At 36.0% G+C, this 16519-nt stretch carries 16 protein-coding genes; 2 read left to right on the forward strand and 14 right to left on the reverse strand.

Features of this window, described 5'->3' with window-relative positions; all coding sequences use genetic code 11:
* Positions 1-81 precede the first annotated feature (81 nt).
* Entirely contained in the window at positions 82-1311 is a 1230-nt protein-coding gene (locus MKY60_RS15050; RefSeq protein WP_340930427.1) for an EAL and HDOD domain-containing protein, read from the reverse strand.
* A gap of 158 nt (positions 1312-1469) precedes the next feature.
* Here MKY60_RS15050 and MKY60_RS15055 point away from each other — a divergent pair, with 158 nt between their 5' ends.
* Entirely contained in the window at positions 1470-2246 is a 777-nt protein-coding gene (locus tag MKY60_RS15055; protein WP_090566695.1) for an enoyl-CoA hydratase-related protein, read from the forward strand.
* A gap of 212 nt (positions 2247-2458) precedes the next feature.
* Here the strand turns inward: MKY60_RS15055 and MKY60_RS21200 are convergent, their stop codons facing one another.
* The 4 genes from MKY60_RS21200 to MKY60_RS15070 all read right to left on the reverse strand — a co-directional run bounded on the left by MKY60_RS21200 (position 2459) and on the right by MKY60_RS15070 (position 6080).
* Positions 2459-2620, reverse strand: coding sequence for a putative holin-like toxin (locus MKY60_RS21200; RefSeq protein ID WP_416235946.1), 162 nt, complete (start codon positions 2618-2620; stop codon positions 2459-2461).
* A gap of 911 nt (positions 2621-3531) precedes the next feature.
* Positions 3532-3852 carry a DUF378 domain-containing protein gene (locus tag MKY60_RS15060; protein ID WP_090566692.1) on the reverse strand — a complete coding sequence of 107 codons (321 nt, stop codon included), beginning with the start codon at positions 3850-3852 and terminating at the stop codon, positions 3532-3534.
* 274 nt (positions 3853-4126) lie between these two features.
* Positions 4127-5008, reverse strand: coding sequence for a DMT family transporter (locus MKY60_RS15065; protein WP_241599016.1), 882 nt, complete (start codon positions 5006-5008; stop codon positions 4127-4129).
* A 103-nt stretch (positions 5009-5111) separates the two neighbouring features.
* Positions 5112-6080 (reverse strand): DMT family transporter, encoded by a 969-nt coding sequence (locus MKY60_RS15070; RefSeq protein ID WP_340930432.1) that lies wholly within the window; start codon positions 6078-6080, stop codon positions 5112-5114.
* 132 nt (positions 6081-6212) lie between these two features.
* On the opposite strand from MKY60_RS15070, the gene MKY60_RS15075 reads away from it, so the two are divergent.
* Positions 6213-7091 carry a LysR family transcriptional regulator gene (locus MKY60_RS15075; RefSeq protein WP_340930434.1) on the forward strand — a complete coding sequence of 293 codons (879 nt, stop codon included), beginning with the start codon at positions 6213-6215 and terminating at the stop codon, positions 7089-7091.
* A 104-nt stretch (positions 7092-7195) separates the two neighbouring features.
* Here MKY60_RS15075 and MKY60_RS15080 read toward each other — a convergent pair whose 3' ends face one another.
* The 9 genes from MKY60_RS15080 to MKY60_RS15120 form a co-directional block, all read right to left on the reverse strand.
* Positions 7196-8035 carry a DUF2268 domain-containing protein gene (locus tag MKY60_RS15080; RefSeq protein ID WP_340930436.1) on the reverse strand — a complete coding sequence of 280 codons (840 nt, stop codon included), beginning with the start codon at positions 8033-8035 and terminating at the stop codon, positions 7196-7198.
* Between the two features lie 629 nt (positions 8036-8664).
* On the reverse strand, positions 8665-9798 hold the full coding sequence (locus MKY60_RS15085; RefSeq protein WP_340931105.1) for a bifunctional cystathionine gamma-lyase/homocysteine desulfhydrase: 1134 nt from the start codon (positions 9796-9798) through the stop codon (positions 8665-8667).
* A 2-nt stretch (positions 9799-9800) separates the two neighbouring features.
* Positions 9801-10730, reverse strand: a complete 930-nt coding sequence (locus MKY60_RS15090) for a PLP-dependent cysteine synthase family protein (protein ID WP_340930438.1) — start codon at positions 10728-10730, stop codon at positions 9801-9803.
* Positions 10730-11200 carry an S-ribosylhomocysteine lyase gene (locus MKY60_RS15095; protein WP_241599005.1) on the reverse strand — a complete coding sequence of 157 codons (471 nt, stop codon included), beginning with the start codon at positions 11198-11200 and terminating at the stop codon, positions 10730-10732. The genes MKY60_RS15090 and MKY60_RS15095 overlap by 1 nt, the downstream gene beginning before the upstream one ends.
* A gap of 12 nt (positions 11201-11212) precedes the next feature.
* Complete coding sequence (locus MKY60_RS15100; RefSeq protein WP_093495034.1) at positions 11213-11851, reverse strand: class I SAM-dependent DNA methyltransferase; 639 nt, start codon at positions 11849-11851, stop codon at positions 11213-11215.
* Between the two features lie 354 nt (positions 11852-12205).
* A complete protein-coding gene (locus tag MKY60_RS15105; protein WP_340930439.1) occupies positions 12206-13423 on the reverse strand; it encodes an amidohydrolase family protein in 1218 nt (405 codons plus the stop codon).
* Positions 13424-13562: 139 nt separating this feature from the next.
* Complete coding sequence (locus MKY60_RS15110; protein ID WP_445678010.1) at positions 13563-14267, reverse strand: ankyrin repeat domain-containing protein; 705 nt, start codon at positions 14265-14267, stop codon at positions 13563-13565.
* Between the two features lie 38 nt (positions 14268-14305).
* A complete protein-coding gene (locus MKY60_RS15115; protein WP_241598999.1) occupies positions 14306-14995 on the reverse strand; it encodes a response regulator transcription factor in 690 nt (229 codons plus the stop codon).
* The gene (locus tag MKY60_RS15120) at positions 14973-16469 is read right to left on the reverse strand and encodes a sensor histidine kinase (protein WP_340880282.1); all 1497 of its coding nucleotides are present in this window, start codon (positions 16467-16469) and stop codon (positions 14973-14975) included. Before MKY60_RS15120 ends, MKY60_RS15115 begins: the two co-directional genes overlap by 23 nt.
* Between the last annotated feature and the right edge of the window lie 50 nt (positions 16470-16519).

A 16519-nucleotide genomic window follows, 5' to 3' on the forward strand; every position in this document is an offset into this window, starting at 1 on the left:
TTTCAGGAAATCTTCCATCTTAACTACAAAATACAATCACTAAAAAAAGAACAACTGCCATCTATAAAATGGCAGTTGTTCTTAACCTATTATATCCATAGCCCAACTACGGGCTTCTAAATAATATTTGTTTAATGTAGCGTGATCAATATCGATAGCCTCTGCACCTGCAATTATGTCATCCCATCTTACTTCATCACAAGCTACGGAAAGCTCTAGATAAGGAGTCATATCGGTAGGTTTCCCAGATAGTGTTTCTACTACCTCATCCGTAAGCGGAAGTTCTTGAAGTAAATGACTCATCTTCCGGTGTAGTAATGTGTCGATTAAAGAAAACATACCTACTAGGAAATATTCAGAGGAATTTTGTAAAAACTGTCTTTTAGCCAGTAACTCACAAAACTTGGCCCGGAATAAGGATGCTTCAATAAGAGCCATTCCATCTCCATTAGAATTTGCTTTCGACTCTCTTAACATTAATACATATATCCAATGATTTAATTCTTCTAATCCCAACATCACTACCGCTTGTTTAATGGAACGAATTTTAGATTTTTTTCTAGCGGCTGGTGAGTTAATGATTTTTAAAACTTTAAAGGAAATGGACACATCACGCTCGATTTCATCTGCTATTTGCTCAATAGAGGAAACTTTGTTACGAAGCAAACTAATAATGCGGAAATACTGTGCCATATTAGCAGGAATATCAGTCCCTTTAATAATTTCAGGTTTGGCAAAGAAGTAGCCTTGGAACAATCCGTATCCTGCCTCTTTGGCATCATAAAATTCTTCACGCGTCTCTACTTTTTCAGCTAAAAGTACAATATGAGGATAATTTTTCTTCACAATTTCTTCAATAACTTTTCTCTCAGAAGGCTTACTCAAAATAAAATCAACTTTGATAAAATTAACTAAACTAAATAACTCATCATATAAGTTTATATTTTTATGTAAAATAAAGTCATCTAAAGCAAGTAAAAAACCTAACTTTTTTATGTATTTAAGCTTTTGAATTAAAGAAGGGGTAATTGGAATATCCTCTAAAACTTCCACAACTATACGTTTAGGTGGAAGTTTATCAAATAATGTATTATCTAATAAATTTTCCGTAAAATTAATAAAACACAACTTTTCTCCCGCAAGATTATTTATACCTATCGTTAAAAATGAATGGGTTAATACCTCTAAAGTTGCTAAATCGCCATCTATAACAGGAAAAGCATTCGTACTACTATCACGATACAATAATTCAAAAGCAAAAATATGCTCTTTTTTTGTAAAGATAGGTTGTCTCGCCACAAAAATATCCATACAAACTCCTCAAATCCATAAATATTCAGTATTTCTATTATAACAAATCTTTCCATGAAAATCGATATATTTTCTATTTATTTCCTATGGATGACAGAAAACTTGGAACATGATATGTTTGATAATGGGGAGAGAAAGTCGAAAGGGGAGAAATATTCATGGAATACATCCGTTATAATCAACAGGGTAATTTAGCATATGTCACTTTAAACAGACCAGACTCATTAAATGCATTTAACTATGAGATGCTTCGTGAACTTGGAGATATTGCAGAATCTATTCGCATTAATCCAGACATCCGTGTAGTTATTTTCACAGGGGCAGGAGAAAAGTCATTTAGTGTAGGTGCAGACTTAAAGGAACGAAAAACATTAACTGATCAACAAGTGAAACGTAATATATACAAAATTGGAGAAGTATTTACTGCAATTGAAAACCTTCCACAACCAACAATAGCTATGCTAAACGGCTATGCATTTGGGGGCGGAACAGAATTAGCACTTGCCTGTGATTTTAGAATTGCCTCTGATGATATTCAGCTTGGTTTAACTGAAACAAGTTTGGCAATAATACCAGGAGCTGGTGGGACACAACGTCTACCAAGACTTATCGGGGAATCAAAAGCATTAGAACTAATTTTAACTGCTAAAAGGCTAAAATCAGAAGAAGCACTCTCCTATGGGTTGGTAACAAAGGTAACAACGAGAGGAACACTGCAGGAAGAAACCGAAGCATTTGCTGCACTGATGCTTGCAAATGGACCTATTGCCTTACAACAAGCTAAGTTTGCTGTAAAGCATGGGATGAATGTAGACCTACAAACTGGTTTAAATATCGAAAGAAAAGCATATGAAATAACTATTCCTACAGAAGATCGTGTAGAAGCACTCCAAGCCTTCGTAGAAAAAAGAAAACCTGTTTTTAAAGGGAAATAAATTTATCCATTATAAGTACTAATGATAGGGTTATATTTTTTGATTTCTTTGCTACTCTGTGTAAAAGTTGGTATACTAAATGCATAAAACAGATACAATATAAAAACCGCTAAGATGTGCAACCATCTTAGCGGCCAAATAGAATGATTCCCTGCAAGGGGGATGGCACGCCAGACAAAAGTAATCCAACCGAGCGCTAACTCATAGGTGGATTACTTTTTTCGTGTCATTGAAAAGCTAAGTGTAATAAGAGCTACAAGTAGCGAAGAAAAACTAATCATTATTACAAGCGATTCGAAAACAGTCAAAAGCAGCACCCCCTCTCTGTCTATAACTCTTTGACAGAAAGAACAAAGCAGGTGCCAACCACCCATGAGTTTATCAATCTATTTCCTCTATTATACCACACTCATATTCCTTAATATCAGAATTAACAGATATATCAATAAAAATTCCTTGAAGAAAAACCAGACAAAAAGTCGCCAGTCCATTGGATTATCGCATTTCAAATGCAAAAGCGATTACAAAATAATTTGATCCCTCCCTAAAATTTGACCAATCTTATCATCTAAGCGATAAGCTATGCTGAATCTTCTAGTAAAGTACTACACACTGATTGATTGTAGTGCAAGGTGGCGACTCCGGCGGGATTAGTGAGACAGATGAGATTTCACATCGACGCGTAAGCGACGGTGATAGCTCATCGCTCCCCCCGCGGAAAGCGTCCACCTGAAACGAAAATCAGCAGGACTATTCATTCTTGAAAGTATCTTGAACTCAGTGTTCACAGGAAATTTTTATATACTTTCCTATCTCTTAAGAAAAACCAGGAAAAAAGTTGCCCAGTCTGATTACCCAATGTTTTTTAGAGCAGCTGGTCATGACTAATGGGGCAAATACTTCCACTAGTGTAAAAGACAATCTACCTACTTTCTCCCTCTAAAATTTGACCAATCTTATCATCTAAGCGATAAGCTATGCTGAATCTTCTAGTGAAGTACTACACACTGATTGATTGTAGTGCAAGGTGGCGACTCCGGCGGGATTAGTGAGACAGATGAGATTTCACATCGACGCGTAAGCGACGGTGATAGCTCATCGCTCACCCCGCGGAAAGCGTCCACCTGAAACGAAAATCATCAAGATTATTCATTCTTGAAAGTGCCTTGAACTCGGTGTTCACAGGAACCACCAGTGTTCACGGAACATTTTTACATATTTTCTTATATATAAAAAAGGACAGATAATCTGCAAAAATTTACAGCAGTTATCTATCCTTTTTTAGCTACTTATTCAGCTCGTTCTCTTTCGATGTGTCTTCATTTATGTCCTTAAATTCAGGTTCCTCCCCAAATTCAGTTCCATATTGAAGATTTCGAGAACTTTGTCTGCTCGTCCCAAACTCTTCTTCTTCGGACGTTCTAAATAAAAGTGGAATGCAGATTAAGCCGCTAATGCCAACCAATGCATAGATCACTTTAGAAAATAGTGCAGTCTGCCCACCGAAAATAGATGCAACTAAATCGAATTCAAAAAAGCCGATCAATCCCCAGTTAATAGCACCAATTATAACGAGGGCTAAAGCAAGCCGATGTATAAATCCCACTGATTAACTCCTCCTTCATTAGTTGTATGAATGATAGCGACGATATGGGATAACATATCGTAAACAACTAAGATTCGCTCTTATCTTTTACCAGAAGTAACGATTCATACATGAAGAGAAATCAAAATCCGAAAAATCCTGATTACTGCTGAAAGCAACGAGTTCGGTTATAATGAATAAAAAATTGTGATATCACACAGATATTTATCATTTATTGAAACGCGTAATTATAATATTGACTCATCAGTACTTATAGATATTGTAAAATACAATGTTAAGGGACAGTTTTTATTTTATCCTTTTTCATAAATTCCATTTTTGTTTCTGAAATAAGAATAGCTAATAGAATAATCAAGGCACCGATAATCATTCTGCTCGTCATAATCTCGCTCAGGATGATAACGGAAAAGAGCATACCCCAAAAAGATTCAGTAGCTAAAATAATTGCTGCCTTTGTTTCTGTTATGTATTTTTGAGCAACTGTTTGCATTAGAAAAGCAATGGTTGTGGAGAAAATTCCTAAGTATAACAGATTCATCATACCCTCAGATTCCATAGAAAAGCTCGTCTCTCCTCTAAATATCACGACGATACAACCAATTACTGCGGCAGTAAGCATTTGTACAATAGTTAGCACAACAGGATCCTCTGTCTTAACAAATTTAGCTGTGTAAAAAATATGAAAAGCAAAACCTACCGCACAGCCTAAAGTCAATAAATCTCCTACATTCACGTCAGAAGACAATTTTAAAGAAAGTATAGCAATACCAACAATAGCCAGAAGAGCACCTGAAAGTTCGTACATATCTATTTTTCTTTTATATAATAGAAATCCTATAAAGGGTACGATTACCACATTCACAGCTGTTAGAAAAGCATTTTTTGATGGTGTTGTGAATTGTAAACCCACTGTTTGAAGAGCAAAAGCTATGTATAAAAATATACCTAATAATGCTCCTTTAATTAGCGTACTTTTCTTTAATTTATTCAGCTTCTTGAAGAATATAAGGCTTAATATAACTGCTCCGACTAAAAACCTACCAGCTAAAATCTGGTAAGGAGTATAGTGTTCCAAAGCCACTGCACTTGCTACAAACCCACTACCCCAAATTATCGCTGTAAGAACTAGCAATATTTCTCCGATGTATTTAAACATTATTTCCACCAACCTTTTTTCACTAAAACTAGTATATCGCAAGAATTCAAAAAAAAGCGCCTTCTTCTACAATATTTTTGTTGTAGAAAAAGACGCTTTATATTTAGGAAATACTTTCTTGTAAACTTTGTTTTACATTTTGCAATGTTTCTTTCTTTTGAATTAACCGTACAAAAATATTATTAGCAAGAAGGGACAGTATGATAAATCCTACTCCTATAATTTCAAAGGCAGATATGTGGTTTCCTTGAATACTCGAAATAACAAGCGTCGTTACAGGAACAAAATTAATAAACAGCAAAGCATTTAAAGGTGATAGAATACTAACTCCAACATTCCAACCTACTAAGGCAATAACTCCTGGAAAGATAATCATGAATAGTAGATGAGGAGTAACTGCTTGAACCGTATCAACTGTCGGTATAGAGACGTAACCTATCATTGTCGCTATTCCTACAATGATTACTGCTGAAAGCGTACCTAGCAAACAGCTTAATGTCGAGTAACGAAGGACAGACCAACCTCTAAATTTGTCTCCTCCCATCGTATACACAACCCACCCTACTACTGCGATTAATATAAATAAGGATGGAATAATATTGTTAGTTGCAGAAAGAAACGCTCCTATATTCCCTTTCGTGATAACAAGTATCGCTCCAACGAAAGAAACAACAACACATAATAATGTAAATGAATAAGGACGACGTCTATAAAATAACCAAACGATTATAATTGAGATCATAGGCATCAATGATTCCATAATAGATGCAACCATTACACCTGGTTCTCCAAGTATATCCTCACCCCAGAAAATTAGTAAATTATAGACGGTAAATGCCATTGTGCCGAAAAACCATAATAGCATTCCTTTCCCCTCCATGCGAAATGCCTTTGGTCCTTCCTTCCATAATAAAAACAAGACCAAAATAATCGCCACTGCTCCATATCGGAAAATGGTAAAGTAAAACGGATCAATATATGTAAAAGCATTATGTGCAACTGGAAACATTGCTCCCCACGATACACTTGCGATAAAACATAGAAAAGCTCCTAAAAAAATATTGTTTTTCATAAATAAGTAATCTCCTTCTCGTATTCCCTTACCTATTAAACGTCAAAAGTGTCTATCATGTAAAATGATTATTTTTGATGTTATATATCACTTTTAGTGATACCATATGATATACAAAGGAGGGGTTACAAGATGGAGCTTAGAGACTTAGAAATATTTCAACTTGTTGCTCAAAAAGGAACCGTCACAGAAGTTGCGAAAGAACTTAGTTATGTTCAGTCAAATATTACGGCACGTATAAAAAAACTTGAAGCAGAACTAAACACACCATTATTTAATCGTCATAATAGAGGCATGAGCTTAACTCCTGAAGGAAAGAAGTTATTAGTATATTGCGAGCAAATCTTATCACTAACTAAGGAAATGAAAAAAGTAGTACAAAATAAAGAACAGCCGTCTGGTAAATTAGAAATTGGGACAGTCGAAACTGTTATTAAACTACCGATCATTTTATCTTCCTTTACTAAAAAGTATAAGGAAGTAGACCTGTCTCTTTTCTCAGGTGTAACAGAGAAGCTACAAGAGGAAGTATTAAATCATCGATTAGACGGGGCATTTGTCACTGAAACTATTCCTCACCCAGAACTTGTCTCTCATGATGTTTTTCAAGAGGAGCTAGTTTTAATATCCAATAAAGACACAACTTCCTTTGAACTGCTGAAAAACGAACCATTTTTATGCTTTAACAAAGGTTGTGGATATAGAGCAAGATTAGAAGCTTGGTATAAAGATGAAAATATAGTTCCTAGTAAGGTAATGGAGTTCGGAACGTTAGAAACAATTTTAAGCAGTGTCGTCGCAGGTTTGGGAATTACCTTAATCCCTAAATCAGCAGTTTCTCACTTAGAAGCCCGTGGACTTATCCAATGTCATTTTTTACCGACCAAATATAGTGAAATTAAAACCGTATTTATTAGGAGGTCGAATACTTACTTAACAACGACAGTCGAAAAATTTATCGAAACTATTGAATTGAGCATAGGAGAAACCTCTGAACTATTATCATTTTAGATAATGGGCAGGATGACATATGTAAAGCCTAAAGTAAAAACGAAGCGTCATCTACCCAAATATAGAGATGACGCTTTTTTATATGGGAAAATATATAACTTAACTCATATTGCAAAGTCAGAGCCTGCTATGATTTCATCGGAGGATTTACGGAGCAATTCTGTCATAATAAAAGGGCCGCAATTTTTGTTGTATGAATACACAATTTGATAGCCAATATGATATCCAATCCATTTAGAAAACGGTGTGTTAGGGTTTCCAAATAAGTAGAGTTGATGATTTTTAACCCCTTTTATCTGTAAGGCAGGAACAAAATGTCTTTGCCATATTTCACTTACCTCTTCTAAACGATACATATTCGTCCAAGGTGCTATCCACGTTTTACCATACAATTGCTTTACCGCAAATTCGCCAAGTCCTTCAATAATTATTGAATCATCTAAGGTAATGGCTGCAGGAAGAGAATCTAAAAATTGTAATCTGCATACATGATTATACTCATGTGCTACTAATGCCTTAATCTCTTCTTTGGTAAGATCAGAAGATACGAAAAGAAAAAGTACTCTTTTATAGGCAATGCCGTTTTTACGTGGGGAGTCCTTGCGCCGTTTAGTACCCTCTTTTCTAATCGGGAAAATATAAATAGAAACCTTTGGACCATCCCATAATTCTCGCAAATATTTATATTCTTGTTTAACGATATCCCAAATACTTTTGGAATCTAATTCTCTCAAGATTTTCTTTAAAGATTTCCATTCAGTTGGTTCAAATAAACCATTTTTTAAAAGTTCATATTGGATGACCTCAGAATTTACCTCCGGAAAAAACTTCATAACTGGATCGCATATAATCTCTCGTTGTAATGTCTCTACGCCTCTCCCATCTTGATCTTCGCATCTTTCCGCAAATGTAATCAGCATGTTTCTCGTTTCTTTGACCGACATGAACCCTCTCCTTTTTCGTCTTATAGCATATGTTTCTATTTTTTTTTAGTCACAGAAATATAGACAACTGTCTTAAGTATGCCCTCATTGCCAACACAAACTGTAGTTTTGTAGAAAGAAGGTCTTATAAATGAATCAAAATGAACTATAATAATCTCTGTTGTAAATATGATGGAAAGGCAAGATTGTGGATTGAGAAGGTCGCTTACATCTCAGTGGAGTTACAAGTTTAGTAGAAATATGGTGGAGATGCTGGTCCATCTTATTGTGGAGTACTACTCATTTAGTTGATTGAAGTGTAATGTGGCGACTCCCGCGGGAACAGTACGAGCTGAAAGCCCTACTGGAAAGACATTGTATACATATTTTTTAAAAAGAGGCTAGGACAGAAGTAGAAATTTTATTGGATAAGGAGAAAACTTTACTAAATAATGGATATTTAATAAAATTGATTGGAATGGAGGGGCGACTCCTACGGGAATAGCGTGACGCCTGAGACTACAGGCTCAGGCCACGCCCGTGGAAAGCGTCCCTGGAATGGAAATCAATTTTGTGCACAGCAAAAAACAGCATTTTTCTCACAGAGAAAAATGCTGTTTTGGGGTTCTGTCCCAGCCTCCCATTTTAAATTATGCTAGTGCTTGCGTTAAATCGTCCAATAAATCTTCTACATCTTCAATCCCCACTGAAATTCGGACAAGCCCATCTGTTATGCCCAGCTCTGCACGACGCTCACTTGGGATAGATGCATGGGTCATTCGAGCAGGAACTGAGATTAAACTCTCCACTGCACCTAAGCTCTCTGCAAGTGTAAAGAATCGGAGCTTCGCTAAAAGCTCATCTGCTTTCTCAGCACTTCCAACGTCAAAGGAAATCATTCCCCCGAATCCTGTTGTCTGTTTTTTCATCAACTCATGTCCAGGATGAGTCGCTATTCCCGGATAAAATACATTAGAAACAGCTTCATGATTATTCAAAAATTCTGCAATTCGTTGTGCATTTACATTATGCTCTTCCATACGTATCCCCAGTGTTTTAATACCACGCATTAGTAGCCAAGAATCCTGTGGCCCAAGTACTGCTCCTACAGAGTTTTGCACAAAATGCAAATCTGTAGCTAACTGGTCAGAGTTTACAACAACAAGACCAGCTACAACATCACTATGACCTCCCAAATATTTGGTCGCACTATGTACGACAATGTCAGCGCCGAGTGCAATCGGTTGTTGGAAATATGGCGTCATGAAAGTATTGTCTACTATTGTTAATAGTCCTTTTTCTTTCCCAAGCTTCGCAATTTCCTCAATATCAGTGACTTTTAATAGTGGGTTTGTAGGTGTTTCCAAGAATATCGCTTTTGTATTTTCTTTAATCGCTGCTTCTACATTCGAAATATCTCCAGTATCCACAAATGTCGCTTCAATGCCAAAGCGATTCAATACTTTAGAAATAACACGGAAAGTCCCGCCATATACATCATCTGTTAATATCACATGGTCACCTTTGCCAAAAAGCATCATAACAGAACTAGTCGCTGCCATTCCCGATGCGAAAGCAAACCCTGCAACTCCACCTTCTAGCTCGCTGATCAATACTTCTAATGCATGACGAGTAGGATTTCCAGTACGTGAATATTCATAACCGTTGAATTTACCTACTGCCTCTTGTTTATACGTACTCACTTGATAAATCGGTGTCGATACTGCTCCAGTTGTTTCGTCTCCTACAATTCCTGCATGTATTAATTTCGTTTTAGCGCGCATCATTATTCCTCCTTGAATAGTTCATAAACCTTCTGACTTAAATACCGTTCGCTCGAATCTGGAAAAATCGTCACAATATGACTTCCTTCTTTCGCGATCTTTGCTTCCTTCATTGCAGCATGAAAAGCAGCTCCAGAAGAGCTTCCGACTAGTAAACCTTCACTTTTTGATAGTGCCCTTAATTGTTGAAATGCTTCCTCGTCGCTTACGGTATGGATTGCATTAAAATACGAAGTATCCATGAATTCCGGTAGAAACTCCATTCCAATTCCTTCTGTCTCGTGAGAACCTGATTCTCCACCATTTAATATAGATCCAACCGGCTCAACAATAACAGTTTTAATCGATTCTTTTTGCTTTTTTAGATATGTTGAAGTACCCATAAAAGTTCCACCAGATCCAGCACCAGCAACAAAGACGTCAATTTCACCATTTAAATCACGCCATAATTCCGGTCCTAATGTCTTCGTATAAGTAGCTGGATTTGCAGGATTAGAGAATTGAGAAGGAGAGAAAGCATTTGGTGTTTCTGCTACTAGTTCTGCCGCTTTTTTTATAGCACCCTGCATGCCTAACGCTGTATCTGTATTTACAATCTCAGCCCCCAATGCACGCATCAGTGTTTGCTTTTCCACACTAAATTTCTGTGGAACAACAAAAATAACCTTATATCCTTTGCCAATAGCAGCCAAAGCAACTCCAATCCCAGTATTACCTGCAGTTGGTTCAATTATTGTCCCACCTGGCAAAAGTTTTCCTGACTTTTCTCCATCTTCAATCAAAGACAAGCCTAATCGATCCTTTACACTGCCTCCAGGATTAAGATATTCTAACTTGGCGAAAATTCGGCAATTATTAGGAATTGGTATATGTTTTATTTCCACTACGGGGGTGTTGCCTATTAAATCTTGCACACTACTAAATATGTTCATTATGCTTCCTCTATATAAATTTGACGCCATTCATCTTTTTTAGCTAGCATTTCAGAAGCTATTTCTTTCGCACCATCTAAGCTGTGACTTGCAGCCCAACCACATTGGACTTCATTGCAAGCTGGAACCTCTGTTGCATTTAAAACATCCTGTAATGTTTTTTCTAAAATTTCAAGGATTTCATCAAAATTGTCATGATTGATGACAGACAAATAAAAACCAGTTTGGCAACCCATAGGGCTAATATCCACTACTTGATCTGTGTGGTTGCGGATATTCTCAGCCATTAAATGCTCTAAAGAGTGGAGGCCTGGCATTTCCATATGCTCTTTATTTGGTTGTTTAAAACGAATATCGTATTTAAGGATTTCATCCCCATTGTTTCCTACTTTAGTTCCTGCAAGGCGTACAAATGGTGCTGCTACTTTTGTGTGATCTAAGTTAAAGCTTTCTACATTCATTTTTTTCATGAGTATCACTCCTTATTTTTTTGTTGCGTCCATTAACCAAACATAATCATTCATTTTCACAAATTCTACTTGAAACCCTGCTTCAGTAAATAATTCTTCTAATATAGGTATAGTCGTATAGTATTCTCTTTCTAGGTCTTCTACTACATTTAAAAAGCCACGGTTTCTTTCTTTAGAAATCTGTGCTTGTTTAGCTGCCTCTGTAAGAAAAACAGTATCTGCAAAAACAACCTTTCCATTTTTCGGTAGCAGATTCGCATATTTTTTTAGCGCTAAACCCTTTTCTTCATCTGTTAAATGATGGAACACATACGTACTTACAATTGCATCTATATGTTCATTTACTACTTTAAATTCAAGTAAATCCCCATCAATTACTTGAATAGAGGGAAAACGTTTAGCGGTTACTTCAAGCATTTTAATATTAGGTTCGATACCAATAACCGAAAAGCCTGCTTCCATTAGCTTCGCAGTTAAATTTCCAGTACCTGTTCCAAATTCAATAATAGTGCCAGACACACGTTGAGCTACCTCATTTAAAATAGTTTCATAGCCATTAAATACATCTCGATACTCAGGATCTTTACCAGAAACGGATGCATCGTAAGAGTCTGCCCAACCATCAAAAATATTGACAAATTCTCTTCCCATTTTTAGAACCCCTTTTTGAAACATATTATTCCTACCTGCATACTTTGTATTAGGCTTAATATTATTAGTTATATCATATTCCAGCAAATTGTCAAATAAAAAAAAGCCTCTCTAATATATAGAGAAACTCTTTTCTTATTACACTAGGATAAAATTAGGAATTGCACGTATCTAGATGATGAACACAATTTATAGCAAAGAGTTCCTGTCCAACTGCGAGTCATTTTGATGGGTTATTTCCAATGAGCACACAGTGGGAGTTAAGTGATTAAAAATCTATGGATTGCACATAAGACCAATAGAGAAGATTTCTTTAACATGAACCACTTGTTCTAATTTGGTTAACGAGTTTTTTTAAAATGATCCTGAAACAATATTCCCATTGAAAAGAACAACTCGTTTTTTCGTCCTTCTAGCGACAGCTTCTGCTGAACAGCTGGCATCAACAAATACAACGCTTGCCTTATCGCCGACTTGTGGCCAAACTTGATTTCCTTCCTTATCTAAAGGAGTTATACCTCCCGTGATATAGCCTAACGATTGAGATAGAGATAATTCGTCAACATGGTGGTAAAGTTCAGCTAAACGTCCAGCCTTCTCTAAATTATCCCCATTGCCAAATGGAGACCAGTGATCTGTGAGGCTATCTGTTCCTAGTTCAACTTTCACACCTTTTTCTCGAAGCATTGGAATTGGCATAATAAGATTACCTATAGGTACTGATGAGGTAATTGATATACCTAGCTTAGCAAATCGTTCAGCAAGTTCTGCAGAACCTTCACTCGACTCTCCAGCAAAACCAAAGGCATGACTTACGGTTACTTTTCCATGCCATTTCGCCTCTTCTGTGAGATCTGCAAGACGGTTCATAGCTAACATTCCTAACGTGTCCCTGTCATGGAGGTGGATATCTATACCTGCATTTGCTTCTACTGCAATATCCATGATTGTTTGTAATGATTTTTCGATATTATCATCAACACTCCCTGGATCAACACCACCAACTATTGTTGCTCCTTGCTTTAATGCTTGTCTAACTTGGGCAACAGAATTAGAGCGTAAAAGTCCATGTTGGGGAAAAGCCACAATTTCATGGGAAAGCTTTCCTGAAAAATTCTCTAGTGCTTGCATTGTTGCTTCTAGATTTGACAATCCAATAACCGGGTCTATGTTACAGTGAGTACGTACATGTGTCGAACCAAAATTAATTAAAGTTTCCAATATTTTTTCTGCTCTGTACTGGGCAGTTGGTAAAAGTTTTGGCAGTAGTTCTTTTTCCTCATCGAATTTATCAAAAATACTTGTAGCTGGTTGTATTGCCTTCCATGGACCACCGTAATAAGTTTTATCGATATGTATGTGCATTTCCTTAAAAGTTGGTAGCATTAGCATTTGGTTTGCATCATATTTTATTAGATCGTCATTCATATTCGTGTCGAAAGGAACAATATTCTTAATCTTGCCATCTTCCATTCGAATATGACAGATCTCTGTTAAAGTGCTTGAAATTACACCATTTTCATATTTATAACCTTTTTCTAGTCGAACGTTTTTTATCCAATAGTTTTCCATATTCTTCTCCTATCCATTAAGTATTTGTAATAACAGTACCCCAAAATTACAACAACTTCACCAGAGCAGACTGCGTCTACAAAAACCATATTTACAACAGTTAAAGACCTATTTAATATAAATAGCTACCAAAACTTCATCACTCCGCCCCAGCATGCAGGAGAATTTGTTCAATTTCTTCAAAACCTCTATCTTTCGCATGTTGAAGTGGAGTGACTCCTTTTGAGTCGGATATGTTCACATCTGCACCATGTTCAATTAATAACTCTATTGTTTCCTGGTGTATCTTACCACCTTCGCTTAGAACAATCGCTTCCATCATGGCAGTCCAACCTAAATTATTAACAAGATTCACATCGATATCGGTGTTCTCTAGAAGTTCCCTTACTACTTCCACATAGCCATGTTCTGAAGCAGGAATAAGTGCTGTACCACCGTATCTATTTAAAAGGTTTGGATTAGCACCCGCGTCAATTGTCATCCTTAAAATTTCTATGAAGCCCTCTGCTCCCGCATATAAAAAAGGATTGTTTTCCATATCATCTTGAATGTCTAGATCTGCACCATAATCGATTAAGACCTTTACTGTTTCTGGATCGTCCGCATAAGTTGCAGTCATGACTGCAGTTCTACCCTTATTGTCTATAATATTTATATCTATCCCTGACTCCAATAGACTCTTAATCTTAGAGACATTTCCATGTTCTGCTGCTTGAAAAAATTGTTCATTCACTTTGTCCCCATCTACCTCTGGAGAATTGTCAATTTCATTCGATTCTTTCGTGTTTTGACACCCTATTAAAAAGAATAGAATTATGAATAGAAGTAATACTTTTTTCAAAATCACCTTTTTCTCCTCTTCCTATAAGGTATTTTTCATATTTACACAGAAAATCGATAACCTGCACCCCATACAGTTTCAATAAACTGAGGATTTGCAGGGTCAATTTCAATTTTTCCTCGTATTTTTCGGATATGGACAGTTACAGTCGTAGTATCTCCCGTTAATTCAAGTCCCCATATTAACTCAAAAAGTTCTTCCTTACTAAAAACACGATTTGGACGTTTCGCAAGAAATGCTAGTAGATCAAATTCTTTACCGGTTAAATTGACTTCACTATTATTTACATAAACTCTACGTGATGTCTCATCAATTCTTAATCCTCTGATACATATTTCTTGTTTATCTTGTTGCTTATTACCACTTAAACGGTCATAGCGCGCTAAGTGTGCCTTTACTCTAGCAACAAGCTCACTTGGACTGAACGGTTTAATCACATAATCATCTGCCCCAAGACCGAGACCTCTAATTTTATCGATATCTTCTTTTTTAGCTGAAACGATTAAAATCGGTATATCCTTTACTTCCCGTACTTGTCTACAAATTTCAAAACCATCTACATGGGGTAACATAAGATCAATAATTATCAAATCATATTCAACCGTAAGCGCTTGTTCGAGACCTACCTTTCCTGAGTCAACTAGGTTAACCTCATAATCATTAATGACAAGATAATCTCTTTGTAATTCTCCAATGCTAGGGTCATCCTCAATAATTAAAATTTTTTTCAATCCGTTCACCTCTTTTTTTGACATATTTAAGTGTGAAGTAAATGTCCGTTCCTTTACCTAATTCACTCGTTGCCCAAATTTCTCCACCGTGCTCACAAATAATTTGTTTTGCAATGGCTAAACCAAGACCACTTCCACCTGTTGTAACATTTCGCGCACTATCCTCGCGATAAAATCGATCAAAAATATACGGAAGAGCTGTAGGTTCAATCCCATTGCCGTTATCACTAATTATAATCTCCATATTTTCACCTTTATGGGCTACAGAAATTCGTAAAAGCCTTTCTTCATTTTTCATATGTTTTATGGAATTTTGAATAATATTGGCTAATACACGCCTTAACTTTTCCCTATCAGCTATCACCAACTCTTGAAAATTATCCAAATGAACATTCAATTGTACTTGAATACCTTGTTCTTCAAGATCCCAGCTTAGTTCTTCAATGAAGTGCTCGATATAACGAACAATATTAATTTCTTCAAAGTTAAATTGGATCTTTCTAAGATCAAGCTTTGAAAAAAGAAATAAATCATCAATTAGGGAATCCATATCAGACGCTCTTCTGTAAATCGTTGAAAGATATTTGTCCATTTTTTCGGGAGTATCAGCAACCCCATCTTTAATTCCCTCTACATATCCTTTTATGGCCGTAATTGGAGTTCTCAAATCATGAGAAATATTTGAAATAAGTTCCTTACGGTTTTCTTCGTATTTCAACTGTATGTCTACTGATTCTTTTAATTTTTGACGCATTTCTTCAAAAGCCATACTAAGCTGTCCAATTTCATCCTTTGTAATTGCAGTCATTTTAAAGTTTAAATTTCCTTCACTTATTTCTTCTGTCGCAAATTTCAATGAATCTAAAGGTTTTGCGATACTTCTAGTAACCAAGTAATTAAGTATTCCATTAGTTACAATTAATAAAAGGAGTAAAACACCAGCTAATATAGGAAATAGATTCTTTGATAATGCTGCATATGGGCTAACTTTTTTTATGACAAATATGCTACCTTCTTCTTTATCTTGATAATAAAAGTCAAATTTAACATAAGAAAAATAATATTTTCCAAAACTGATCGTATCTCTAACATTTATATTGGAAGGCTCAAAGGAAGGAAGGTCATTTGCACTTGTTATCGAGATTAGCGTATCTGTCTTATAAATCATTTCATCACCTTTACGGATAATAAGACCAGCTGGTACATCTTTTAACATCTCATCATATAACTTTAAAGGACCTTCATTTAATAATTGATTTGGTTGTTTTTTCGCTAGATATTTTAAGTCCAAAAACACATTTTCTTCTTGTGCTGTTATCGGCTTATGCGTGTAATGATTTGCAAATAAATGTTTTACACTACCTATATCCCCTGTAATCGCTAAAATCATCAACAATCCACTAATTATAAAAAGCCCCATTGTTACAACTAACATGGCTGTATAGGATAATAACATTCTCATACGGATTGACATGCAATCCCTCCTAAGAGTAAAAATAGTCGTATTGATAGGAAAAATTATTC

The sequence above is a fragment of the Psychrobacillus sp. FSL K6-1415 genome (assembly GCF_038003185.1).
Classification (GTDB): domain Bacteria; phylum Bacillota; class Bacilli; order Bacillales_A; family Planococcaceae; genus Psychrobacillus; species Psychrobacillus psychrodurans.